The following is a 12,150-nucleotide window of genomic DNA, read 5'->3' as shown; positions in this document are numbered from 1 at the left end:
CGTCAGCGAGGCTGCCCGGGCAGCCGGTCGCCGACCTTGACCGGGCCGTTCACGCTCTCGGGGGTGAGGGAGAGGGTGATGCGCTGCCGGGACTCGGCGGTCTGCTTCCCCGAGCCGCCGACGCCGACCACCCAGAACTTGAGCTCTCCGGTGGCGCCGGCCTCCCGGGTGGTGGCGATCTCCAGCTCCAGTTCCACCGGCCCCACGCTGAAGTGGAGGTCCTGTCCGCTCGCCGCGTCCTGGGCCCTGCGGAGCTCGCTGCGCAGCGCCCCGATCCACTCGGCGAGTCCGGCCACGGGGGAGACGTCCGTCATCGGCGACCCTCTCGGTTTCCCGGGATCGGCATCCGTCGCACCGGATGCCCTGGTGTCCCATCGTGGCACCCGAACGGCGGGGCGTCCGGGGAATCGGTGATCTCCCGTCGTTCCCCGCGCTCATGACCCGCCATCGGCTCCGGCCCGTCAGCCCTCTTCCATCAGCACCTTGAGACCGGCGGTGAGGTCGTCCGCGCTGGGAGCCGTCTCCGGGTCGACCATCCACTGGATCATCACGCCGGTCGCGAGGGCCTGGCAGAGCAGTCCGGCGACGCGGGCCTTCTCGGGGTCCCGCTCCGGGTCGATGCCGAGGAAGCCCTGGGCCATGCCGAGGCGGCCCTCGCGCTGGGGTTCCTTGATGGCCTCGCGGAGCTTCTCGTCGTCATCGATGCGGGTGACGACCTCGGTCTGGAGCTTCCAGACCGGCCGGCTCGCCCCGGCCGCGGCGATCACCTGCTCCCAGACGGCGTGGAAACGCTCGTACGGGTCGGCCGGCAGTGCCTCGGCGCCCTCCGCGCCGGCTGCCCCGGCCTGGTCCCCCCACTCCTCGGTGAGGGTCAGGAAGGCCTGCTGGAGCAGGGCGTCCTTGGATCCGTAGTGGTAGCCGATGGAGGCGAGGTTGGTGCCCGAGGCGGCGACGATGTCGCGCGCCGTGGTGCGCCCGTACCCCTTCTCCAGGAGGCAGCGCTTGGCGCCTTCGAGCAGGTCTTCCTTGTGTCCCATGACAGCACTGTACCCGGCCGATAGACAATCGTGTAAGACGAACGTCTAGAAGCCGGGTACACGTACACGCGTGCGTACGGGGTGGTGCGTCAGATCAGGTTGACCGAGCGGGCCGAGGTGGCGCCGATCTCCTCGGAGATCTCCGCCAGGACGGCCGCCGGCAGCGTGTCGTCCACGGTGAGCACGACGAGCGCCTCGCCGCCCTCCTCCGCGCGGGAGACCTGCATGCCCGCGATGTTCAGACCGGCCTCGCCGAGGATCCGGCCGACCGTGCCGACGACGCCGGGGCGGTCCTCGTAGCGCAGCACGACCATGTGGTCGGCGAGCGCCAGGTCCACGTCGTAGTCGCCGACCGCGACGAGCTTCTGGAGGTGCTTGGGGCCGGCCAGCGTGCCGGAGACCGCGACCTCCTCGCCGTTCGACAGCGTGCCGCGCACGGTGACGACGTTGCGGTGGTCGGGCGACTCGGAGCTCGTCGTCAGCCGGACCTCGACACCGCGCTCCTGCGCGAACAGCGGGGCGTTGACGTACGACACGGTCTCGTCGACCACGTCCTCGAACACGCCCTTGAGCGCGGAGAGTTCGAGCACCTTCACGTCGTGCTGGGTGATCTCGCCGTAGACCTCGACGTCGAGACGGGCCGCGACCTCGCCCGCGAGGGCGGTGAAGATCCGGCCGAGCTTCTCGGCGAGCGGCAGACCCGGCTTCACGTCCTCGGCGATGACGCCGCCCTGGACGTTGACCGCGTCCGGGACCAGCTCGCCGGCGAGCGCCAGGCGCACCGAGCGGGCGACGGCGATGCCGGCCTTCTCCTGGGCCTCGTCCGTGGAGGCGCCGAGGTGCGGGGTGCAGACGACCTGGTCGAGCTCGAAGAGCGGGGAGTCCGTGCAGGGCTCCTTCGCGTACACGTCGAGGCCCGCGCCGGCGACCCGGCCCTCCTTGAGGGCGGAGAAGAGCGCCGCCTCGTCCACGATCCCGCCGCGCGCGGCGTTGACGATGCGGACGGAGGGCTTGACCTTGTGCAGCGCCTCGTCACCGATGAGACCGAGGGTCTCCGGGGTCTTCGGCAGGTGGACGGTGATGAAGTCCGCGACCTCCAGGAGCTCGTCCAGGGCCAGCAGCTTCACCCCCATCTGGGCGGCGCGGGCCGGCTGCACGTAAGGGTCGTACGCGACGATCTTCATGCCGAAGGCGGACATGCGCTGGGCGACCAGGACGCCGATGCGGCCGAGGCCGACGACGCCGAGGGTCTTCTCGCTCAGCTCGACGCCCGTGTACTTGTTGCGCTTCCACTCGCCGTTCTTCAGCGCGGTGTTGGCCTGCGGGATGTTGCGCGCGGTGGCGACGAGCAGACCGCACGCGAGCTCCGCGGCCGTGACGATGTTCGAGGTCGGCGCGTTGACGACCATCACGCCGGCCTTGGTGGCGGCGGAGACGTCGACGTTGTCCAGACCGACACCGGCACGGGCGACGACGCGGAGCTTCTTCGCGGCGGCGAGCGCCTCGGCGTCGACCTTGGTCGCGGAACGGACCAGGATCGCGTCCACGTCCGCGATGGCGGGGATCAGCTCGGCACGGTCCGCGCCGTTGCAGTGCCGGATCTCGAAGTCCGGGCCCAGCGCGTCCACGGTGGCGGGCGACAGCTCTTCAGCGATGAGTACGACAGGTTTCGAGCTCACGTGAGTCCTCACAGATCCAGTGCGGACGGCCGTCCCGACGGCCGCAGGCGGTGGAGGGGGCTTGCCGCGTGAAAGCGCACGACGCTGTGGGCCTGACGCGTATGTTGTTGAGAAGTGTAGTGGTGTGTCGGCGCAGCTCATACGCCTCGTTGGAAGGATCACCCGTCCGTGGTTGGACGAGGTGTCCAACGATGGGGGGAGGGGCCGGACACACTGTCCGGCCCCTCTCCCGAAGGCTTACGCCTCCTCGTCGTTCACCCAGCTCATGAGCTTCCGCAGCTCCTTGCCGGTGGTCTCCAGGAGGTGGTTGGCGTCCTGGGTCTTGTACTCGTTGTACTTCTTCAGGCCGCCGTGGTACTCGGCCATCCACTCCTTGGCGAAGGTGCCGTCCTGGATCTCCGCGAGGACCTTCTTCATCTCGGCCTTGGTGGCGTCGGTGATGATCCGCGGGCCGGTGACGTAGTCGCCCCACTCGGCGGTCTCGGAGACCGACCAGCGCATCTTCTCCAGGCCGCCCTCGTACATGAGGTCGACGATGAGCTTCAGCTCGTGGAGGCACTCGAAGTACGCGATCTCCGGCTGGTAGCCGGCCTCGGTCAGCGTCTCGAAGCCCGCCTTGACCAGCGCCGCGGTACCACCGCAGAGGACGGCCTGCTCACCGAACAGGTCGGTCTCGGTCTCTTCCTTGAAGGTCGTCTTGATGACGCCCGCGCGGGTGCCGCCGATGCCCTTGGCGTACGAGAGCGCCAGCGCGAAGGCGTTGCCGGTCGCGTCCTGCTCGACGGCGGCGATGCACGGAACGCCGCGGCCTTCCTCGTACTGACGACGGACCAGGTGGCCCGGGCCCTTCGGGGCGACCAGGGCGACGTCGATGCCCTCGGGGACCTCGATGAAGCCGTAGCGGACGTTCAGGCCGTGGCCGAAGAAGAGGGCGTCGCCCGCCTTCAGGTTGTCCTTGATGGACTCCTCGTAGACCTTGGCCTGGATCGGGTCCGGGGTCAGGATCATGATGAGGTCGGCCTCGGCCGCGGCCTCGGCGACGGAGACGACGCGCAGGCCCTGCTCCTCGGCCTTGGCCTTGGACTTCGAGCCCTCCTGGAGACCGACGCGGACGTCGACACCGGAGTCACGGAGCGACAGCGCGTGGGCGTGGCCCTGGCTGCCGTAGCCGATCACCGCGACCTTGCGGCCCTGGATGATGGACAGGTCGGCGTCGGCGTCGTAGAAGAGCTCGGCCACTGGAAATCTCCTTGAGGTGCTGGTGTTGCGTCCCACCGTACGGGGGAGCGCTTGAGGGAAGCTTTGGGGTCTCGGCAGTCGGACCGCCGGATGGACCGGCGGTTGACCTCCGATGACTCTCAGGCGCTGCGGTCGAGGGCGCGCAGCGACCGGTCCGTGATGGACCGGGAGCCGCGCCCTATGGCGATCGTGCCGGACTGGACGAGCTCCTTGACGCCGAACTGCTCCAGCATCTTGAGCATCGCGTCGAGCTTGTCACTCGAACCGGTGGCCTCGATGGTGACCGCCTCGGGCGAGACGTCCACGGTCTTGGCGCGGAACAGCTGCACGATCTCGACGATCTGGGAGCGGGTCTCGTTGTCGGCGCGGACCTTCACCAGGACGAGCTCGCGCTGGATCGCGGCGCTGGGCTCGAGTTCGACGATCTTCAGGACGTTGACCAGCTTGTTGAGCTGCTTGGTCACCTGCTCCAGGGGCAGGTCCTCGACATTGACCACGATGGTGATGCGGGAGATGTCGGGGTGTTCGGTGACACCGACCGCGAGGGAGTCGATGTTGAAGCCGCGGCGGGAGAAGAGCGCGGCGATCCGGGCGAGGATGCCGGGCGTGTTCTCGACGAGAACGGAGAGCGTGTGCTTGGTGGACATGTCTGGGTCTCTTCCTTGTCGCTCTTCGCTGTCAGTCGTCTTCGCCGTCGCCGAAGTCGGGGCGCACGCCCCGCGCGGCCATGACCTCGTCGTTCGAGGTGCCCGCGGCGACCATCGGCCAGACCTGGGCGTCCTCGTGGACGATGAAGTCGATGACGACCGGACGGTCGTTGATGGCGTTCGCCTCGGCGATGACCTTGTCCAGGTCGGCCGGGTCCTCACAGCGCAGGGCGACACAGCCCATGGCCTCGGAGAGCTTGACGAAGTCGGGGACGCGGGTGCCCTTGTTCGCCTGGACGTCGTCCGGGCCGGAGTGCAGGACGGTGTTGGAGTAGCGCTGGTTGTAGAACAGCGTCTGCCACTGGCGGACCATGCCAAGGGCGCCGTTGTTGATGATGGCGACCTTGATCGGGATGTTGTTCAGCGCGCAGGTGGTGAGCTCCTGATTGGTCATCTGGAAGCAGCCGTCGCCGTCGACCGCCCAGACCGTGCGGTCCGGCATGCCGGCCTTGGCGCCCATCGCGGCGGGGACCGCGTACCCCATCGTCCCGAGGCCGCCGGAGTTCAGCCAGGTGGCCGGCTGCTCGTAGTCGATGAAGTGGGCGGCCCACATCTGGTGCTGGCCGACGCCCGCGGTGAAGATCGTGCCCTCGGGGGCGAGCGCGCCGATGCGCTGGATGACCTGCTGCGGCGAGAGACTGCCGTCCTCCGGCATGTCGTAGCCGAGCGGGTAGGTCTCGCGCCAGCGGCCCAGGTCGCTCCACCAGGCGGTGTAGTCGCCCTTGTTGCCCTCGCTGTGCTCGGCCTGGACGGCCTGGACCAGGTCGGCGATGACCTCGCGGGCGTCACCGACGATCGGGACGTCCGCGGTGCGGTTCTTGCCGATCTCGGCCGGGTCGATGTCCGCGTGGACGATCTTGGCGTACGGGGCGAAGCTGTCGAGCTTGCCGGTGACGCGGTCGTCGAAGCGGGCGCCGAGGGCGACGATCAGGTCGGCCTTCTGGAGCGCGGTGACGGCGGTGACCGAGCCGTGCATGCCCGGCATGCCGACGTGCTGCGGGTGGCTGTCGGGGAAGGCGCCGAGGGCCATCAGGGTGGTGGTGACCGGGGCGCCGGTCAGCTCGGCGAGGATCTTCAGCTCGGCGGTGGCGCCGGCCTTGATGACGCCGCCGCCGACGTACAGCACGGGCCGCTTGGCGGCGGAGATCAGCTTCGCGGCCTCGCGGATCTGCTTGGCGTGCGGCTTGGTCACCGGGCGGTAGCCGGGCAGGTCGGTCTGCGGCGGCCAGCTGAAGGTGGTCTTCGCCTGGAGGGCGTCCTTCGCGATGTCGACCAGGACCGGGCCGGGGCGGCCGGTGGAGGCGATGTGGAAGGCCTCGGCGATCGTCCGCGGGATGTCCTCGGCCTTGGTGACCAGGAAGTTGTGCTTGGTGATCGGCATCGTGATGCCGCAGATGTCCGCCTCCTGGAAGGCGTCCGTGCCGATGGCCTTGGAGGCGACCTGGCCGGTGATCGCGACGAGCGGGACGGAGTCCATGTGCGCGTCGGCGATCGGGGTGACGAGGTTGGTCGCGCCGGGGCCGGAGGTCGCCATACAGACGCCGACCTTGCCGGTGGCCTGCGCGTAGCCGGTGGCGGCGTGGCCCGCGCCCTGCTCGTGACGGACCAGGATGTGGCGCACCTTCTTCGAGTCCATCATCGGGTCGTAGGCGGGGAGGATGCAGCCGCCCGGGATGCCGAAGACGGTGTCGGCCCCGACTTCCTCGAGAGAGCGGATGAGGGCCTGCGCGCCCGTGACGTGCTCGACGGCGGAGGCGGGCTGCGCGCCGTTACGGGGCCGCGGCTGCGGATGGTGCCCGGTGGCCTGGTCGGTCATCAGCATCTCTTCTCGAAGCAGAGGGTGTTTGCGAGGCGTTTTGCGAGGGTTTGCGTTGCTCTGGGGGTGATCCAGTGCAACAAAAAACCCCTCGTGCCGTGAGGCAAGCGAGGGGAGCGCGTCGGGTGCTTTCTCAGCTGGGCCTGTGGTGGCCCCGCTTCAGCCGACGCGCTTTCCAAGTACGAGAATTCGGGTGCGCATGGCACTGACCCTCCCTCTCCCACCTCACGACTGTCAAGTGGGTGGGACGGGCGTCTCAGTATTTGAGCGGAACGGGGGACGGTTTCCGGCCCGTACGGGGACCCCTCCGGGGAGCGGGTACTCGTCCCGTACGAGGGCCCTGCGCAGGCGGTACTCGTCGAGCGGGCCCGAGAAGGCCATGCCCTGGGCGTGACTGCAGCCCATGGCGCGCAGCGCGAGCACCTGCTCCGGTACGTCGACGCCCTCGGCGACGGTCTGCATCCCCAGTTCGCCGGCGATGCGGAGCACCCCTCTGGTGATCTTGCGGAGCCTGGCGGACTCGACCACGCCCTCGACGAGCCCTCGGTCCAGCTTCAGTATGTCGACGGGGAGCCGCCGGAGGGCGTCGATCGCGACATGTCCGCTGCCGAATCCGTCGAGGGCGATCCGCACGCCGAGACGGCGCAGGGTCACGAGGCGCTGTTCGAGTTCGTCGAGCGAGGTCCGGGGGTCGCTGTCGGCGAGCTCGATGATCAGCGAGCCGGACGGCAGCCCGTGCCGGGTGAGCAGCGACTCGATCGAGCCGAGCGGGAGCGAGCGGTCGAGGAGGCGGCGGGCGGAGAGCCGGATGGACACGGGCGCGCGGTGGCCGATTCCCGCCCGCTCGGCGGCCTGCTCCACCGCCTCTTCGAGCAGCCAGCGGCCGAGTTCGGCGGTGCGCTCGCCGTCGTCGGTGACGCGGAGGTACTCGGCGGGAGTGAAGAGGATGCCCTGGGTCGAGCGCCAGCGCGCCTGGGCGCTGACGGCGGAGATCCGGCCGGTGCCGAGGTCGACGACGGGCTGGTGGAGCAGGGCGAACTCGCCGTCGTGGAGGGCGGTGCGCAGCCGGGCGGCCAGCTCGGTCCGCCGGACGACCTCGGCCTGCATCTGCGGCGCGTACAGCTCGACCCGGTCCTTGCCCGCGGCCTTGGCGCGGTACATCGCGAGGTCGGCGTTGCGCAGGAGGTCGCCCGCCTCCATGCCGGGCTCGGCGAAGGCGACGCCGATGGAGGCGGCGACCCGCACCTCGTTGCCGCCGTCGACGCGGTACGGCCGGGAGAGCGTGAGCCGGAGCCGGTCGGCGATCTCCTGGACCTGGGTCTCCCGGGCGTCCTGTTCGCGGCCGCCGTCGCCGAGGATGAGGGCGGCGAACTCGTCCCCGCCGAGCCGGGCGGCGGTGTCGCCGGCCCGGACGGACTCCTGGAGGCGGCGGGCGGCCTGGACGAGGAGGTCGTCGCCGGCCTGGTGGCCGAGGCGGTCGTTGACCCCCTTGAAGCCGTCGAGGTCGATGAAGAGCACGGCGGTGCCGGGGTCGGAGGCCCTGCGGCCGCTGAGCGCCTGCCGGACCCGCCGGGTGAAGAGCGCCCTGTTGGGCAGGTCGGTGAGCGGGTCGTGCTCGGCGTTGTGCTGCAACTGGGCCTGGAGGCGGACCCGTTCGGTCACGTCCCGGCTGTTGAAGATGAGGCCGCCCTGGTGGCGGTTGACCGTCGACTCGACGTTGAGCCAGTCGCCGCGGCCCGAGCGGAAGCGGCACTCGATGCGGGTGGTGGGCTCCTCGGCGGGCGAGGCCGCGAGGAACCGGCGCACCTCGTGGACGACGGCGCCGAGGTCCTCGGGATGGATGAGGGAGGCGAGCTCGGAGCCGATGAGCTCCTCGGCCTCGCGTCCGTACACGCCGGTGGCGGCCGGGCTGACGTAGCGCAGTATCCCGGTCGGCGCGGCGATCATGATGACGTCGCTCGAACCCTGCACGAGGGACCGGAAGTGGTTCTCCTTCTGGGCCAGTTCGTGGGTCAGTGCGATGTTGTCGAGGAGCATGATGCCCTGCCGTACGACGAGGGCGAGCACGACCGTGCAGCCGGTGAGGACGACGACCCGGTCGACCCTGCGGCCCTCGACGACGTTGTACAGGATGCCGAGGGTGCAGACCGCGGCGGCGAGGTACGGGGTGAGGGCGGCGAGCGAGCCCGCGACCGGGCGGCTGTGCAGCCACGGACCGCGGGCGGGGGCGGCGCTGTCGGGCAGGCGCCGCACGCCCCAGGGCGCGTACGCCAGGAGCAGGGAGCCGGCGAACCAGCCGGCGTCGAGGAGCTGGCCCGAGGCGTAGTTCTCGCGGAGCAGCGGCGAGGTGAACAGGGCGTCGCACAGGACGGTCAGGGCGAGCGCGGCGATCGCGGTGTTGGTCGCCGAGCGGTTCGCCTGGGAGCGCCGGAAGTGCAGGGCCAGGACCATGCTGACCAGGACGATGTCGAGCAGCGGGTACGCGAGCGACAGGGCGGCCTGGGCGACGGACTCGCCGTCGAAGTGCGCGGTACGCGCGAGGGCGAGGCTCCAGGAGAGCGTGAGCAGGGAGCCGCCGATGAGCCAGGCGTCGAGCCCGAGGCAGACCCAGCCGGCCCGGGTGACGGGCTTCTTGGCCAGGACGAGGAGTCCGACGATGGCGGGCGGCGCGAAGAGTAAGAAGAAGAGGTCGGCGACGGAGGAGTCGGGCACCTGCGTCCGCAGGACGACCTCGTACCACCCCCACACCGCGTTCCCCGCGGCGGCCATGAAGGAGGAGAAGGCGAAGAGCAGCCACGCGGGGCGGTCGCTGCCGCGGTGGGCGCGGGCGTAGAGGAAGCAGGAGACCGCGGCGGTGAGCGCGGCGATGCTGAGCCCGAAGTCACCCATGAAGAGGGCGAGTTCCGGCGATCCCCAGCCGAGCGACGCGCCGGTCGTGTAGCCCGCGCAGATGAGCACCAGGGCGACCTGGGAGACGATCGAGCCGATTCCGGAGCGGTCGCGGCCGGGGTTCTTGGAGTCGCCGCCGACGGGGCCGCGCACGATGACGGCCCCGGGCGCGCTCACCGGTCCCTCCGGCGTCGCGCCACCGCACCCGGACGGCTCGTGCGGACGCGCGGGCGGCTCCTCGGCACCCCCGGGGGCGTGCCCGTCGCAGTCGTGCGGTCCGGCGGAGCGGGGTGCGCGGAGCGGCGTGGCCTGGCCCGGCACCGAGCGCGCGAGATCGGCTGCGGGGTGCGGGAGGCCGGCCGGCGGCGTCGCCGCCGGGCCGGATCGTCGGTCCTCCGGCCGTGCTTCACCCGTCGCCCCCCTCGAAATCTGATGACCCGTCACTTCGCTCCCCAGCGTCAGCCCGTCATCGACGCAGCCCCCCACTCCGGGACGATACACCAGGACCGTCACTCAGGGACAGGGGTGGAGTACTCTCCGTGACTACCTGGGGGCTTGTGAGCGGCGCGCGTCGGGGGCGCACTCCGCCCGCCCCGGACCGGCCGGGCCCCTGGGGCTCAGCCGGTGGTGAGGAGGACGTTCGCCAGCTCCTCCCCCGCCGCGAACCGCCGCAGCTGCCCCGCGATCAGCCGCTTCGCGCGCGGCATGAACGCCGAAGTGGAACCGCCCACATGGGGACTGATCAGGACACCGGGAGCGTGCCACAAAGGATGCCCGGCCGGCAGCGGTTCCGGGTCGGTGACGTCGAGCGCCGCCGTGATCCGTCCGCTCTCGACCTCCTTGAGCAGCGCGGCCGTGTCCACGACCGGGCCGCGGGCGACGTTCACGAGCAGCGCGCCGTCCTTCATCCTGGCGAGGAAGCCGGCGTCGGCGAGATGGTGGGTCGCGGGCGTGAGCGGAGTGGACAGCACGACCACGTCGGCCTCCGGGAGCAGGGCGGGCAGCTCCGCGAGCGCGTGGACCGGGCCGCGCTCGGTGGCGCGCGCGGAGCGCGCGACGCGCGCCACCCGCGCGCACTCGAACGGCGCGAGCCGGTCCTCGATGGCGGCGCCGATCGACCCGTACCCCACGATCAGCACGGACTTGTCGGCGAGCGCGGGGTAGAAGCCGGCCCGCCACTCCTCGGCGTCCTGGCCCCGCACGAACCCGGGGATGCCGCGCAGCGAGGCCAGGATCAGCGCGAGCGTGAGCTCGGCGGTGCTGGCCTCGTGCACGCCCTTCGCGTTGCAGACGGCGACCCCGGGCCGCAGCGAGCCGATGCCGGGCGTGACGTGGTCGATGCCCGCGGACAGGGTCTGCACGGCCCGGACCGAGGTCATCGCCGCCAGCGGCCGTACGGCGATCTCCGAGCCCTTCATGTACGGGACCACGTAGAAGGCGCAGCGCGCGGGATCGGCCGGGAAGGTCGGTCCGCCGTCCCAGAAGCGGTAGTTCAGGCCCGACTCGCCCGGTGCGGGGAGTCCTTCGATCTCGTCCGCGGGAACCGGAAGCCACACGTCGGCGGTGCTGTCTTCGAATGTCATGACCGGGAGGCTATGCGAAGAATCCCGTGGGCCATTGGTTACTTTGGGGGACGGCACAGGGAGGGGTACCGGCAGGTGGAGCGCAGGACTATCGGGGCGACGGCGCTCGGCGTGGGTGCGATCGGCCTGGGGTGCATGCCGATGAACTGGGCGTACAGCCGTTCGCAACAACGGGGGGACCGCTCGCTGCGGACCGTGCACACGGCACTGGACGCCGGGGTGACCCTGCTCGACACCGCCGACATGTACGGGCCGTTCACCAACGAGCTGCTGCTGGGGCGGGTGTTGAAGGAGCGGCGGGCGGAGGCCTTCGTCTCGACGAAGTGCGGACTGCTCGTCGGCGACGGCGGCGGGCGGCGGCACGTGGTCGCCAACGGCAGGCCGGGGTACGTGCGTCGGGCCTGCGACGCCTCGCTGCGGCGCCTCCAGACCGATGTGATCGACCTCTACCAGCTCCATCGCGCGGACCCCGAGGTGCCCGTCGAGGAGACCTGGGGCGCGATGGCCGAGCTGGTGTCGGCGGGCAAGGTGCGGGCGCTCGGGCTCTGTGCGGTCGGCACGCGGTCGGCCCGCAGGGGCGCGACGGGCGTCAGCCGCGACGGATACGAGGGAACGATTCGCCAACTGGAGCGGATCCAGCAGGTGTTCCCGGTGGCGGCCGTCGAGGCCGAGCTGTCGGTGTGGTCGCAGGAGGCGCTGGTCCGGCTGCTGCCGTGGTGCGCGGCCCGCGGGGTCGGCTTCCTGGCGGCGATGCCGCTGGGGAACGGTTTCCTCACGGGCACGCTGACCCCGGGCGGCGGCTTCGAGCCGGACGACCCGCGGGCCCGGCACCCCCGGTTCACGGCCGAGATGATGGCGGCGAACCAGCCGCTGGTGGCGGGGTTGCGGCGGGTCGCCGCGCGCCACGGGACCGAGGTCACCCCGGCGCAGGTGGCGCTGGCGTGGGTGCTCGGCCGCGGGCAGCACGTCGTGCCGGTGCCGGGCGCGAAGCGGGAGCGGTGGGTGGTGGAGAACGCGCGGGCGGCCGGGCTGCGGCTGACGGCCGGGGACCTCGCGGAGATCGCGGCGCTGCCGGCGCCCCGGGGGTCGTGGGACTGAGCGCCGCGCGGAAACCGGCGTCGGTGGGCGGGAACCCGATCGGGGCGAGCGGTGTATCAAGGGTGTGAGGATGCCGCTCGACTCGTCGAAGGGGACCGGACC

9 protein-coding genes are annotated in these 12,150 nt (G+C 71.1%); 1 reads left to right on the top strand and 8 read right to left on the bottom strand.

Going from position 1 to position 12,150, the window contains the following annotated elements; all coding sequences use genetic code 11:
- Positions 1 to 2 precede the first annotated feature (2 nt).
- The 8 genes from ACZ6K0_RS07550 to ACZ6K0_RS07515 form a co-directional block, all read right to left on the bottom strand.
- Positions 3 to 314, bottom strand: coding sequence for a trypco2 family protein (locus ACZ6K0_RS07550; RefSeq protein WP_376399654.1), 312 nt, complete (start codon positions 312 to 314; stop codon positions 3 to 5).
- Positions 315 to 461: 147 nt separating this feature from the next.
- Positions 462 to 1,037: a TetR/AcrR family transcriptional regulator gene (locus tag ACZ6K0_RS07545; RefSeq protein ID WP_376399657.1), complete on the bottom strand. Its 576-nt coding sequence runs from the start codon at positions 1,035 to 1,037 to the stop codon at positions 462 to 464.
- A gap of 89 nt (positions 1,038 to 1,126) precedes the next feature.
- A complete protein-coding gene (gene serA / locus ACZ6K0_RS07540) occupies positions 1,127 to 2,716 on the bottom strand; it encodes a phosphoglycerate dehydrogenase (RefSeq protein ID WP_376399660.1) in 1,590 nt (529 codons plus the stop codon).
- A gap of 237 nt (positions 2,717 to 2,953) precedes the next feature.
- The gene (gene ilvC, locus ACZ6K0_RS07535; protein ID WP_024756290.1) at positions 2,954 to 3,955 is read right to left on the bottom strand and encodes a ketol-acid reductoisomerase; all 1,002 of its coding nucleotides are present in this window, start codon (positions 3,953 to 3,955) and stop codon (positions 2,954 to 2,956) included.
- 119 nt (positions 3,956 to 4,074) lie between these two features.
- Positions 4,075 to 4,602 carry an acetolactate synthase small subunit gene (gene ilvN / locus ACZ6K0_RS07530; RefSeq protein ID WP_024756291.1) on the bottom strand — a complete coding sequence of 176 codons (528 nt, stop codon included), beginning with the start codon at positions 4,600 to 4,602 and terminating at the stop codon, positions 4,075 to 4,077.
- 31 nt (positions 4,603 to 4,633) lie between these two features.
- A complete protein-coding gene (locus ACZ6K0_RS07525; protein ID WP_469227574.1) occupies positions 4,634 to 6,484 on the bottom strand; it encodes an acetolactate synthase large subunit in 1,851 nt (616 codons plus the stop codon).
- A 228-nt stretch (positions 6,485 to 6,712) separates the two neighbouring features.
- Positions 6,713 to 9,544: a putative bifunctional diguanylate cyclase/phosphodiesterase gene (locus ACZ6K0_RS07520; RefSeq protein WP_376399666.1), complete on the bottom strand. Its 2,832-nt coding sequence runs from the start codon at positions 9,542 to 9,544 to the stop codon at positions 6,713 to 6,715.
- Between the two features lie 440 nt (positions 9,545 to 9,984).
- Positions 9,985 to 10,923: a 2-hydroxyacid dehydrogenase gene (locus tag ACZ6K0_RS07515; RefSeq protein ID WP_469227991.1), complete on the bottom strand. Its 939-nt coding sequence runs from the start codon at positions 10,921 to 10,923 to the stop codon at positions 9,985 to 9,987.
- Positions 10,924 to 11,025: 102 nt separating this feature from the next.
- On the opposite strand from ACZ6K0_RS07515, the gene ACZ6K0_RS07510 reads away from it, so the two are divergent.
- Positions 11,026 to 12,048, top strand: coding sequence for an aldo/keto reductase (locus ACZ6K0_RS07510; RefSeq protein ID WP_376399669.1), 1,023 nt, complete (start codon positions 11,026 to 11,028; stop codon positions 12,046 to 12,048).
- Positions 12,049 to 12,150: the final 102 nt, after the last annotated feature.

This window comes from Streptomyces sp. NPDC042346 (assembly GCF_055581845.1).
Note: the sequence above shows the minus strand (reverse complement) of the source record. Positions and strands in the feature narration are given on the sequence as shown.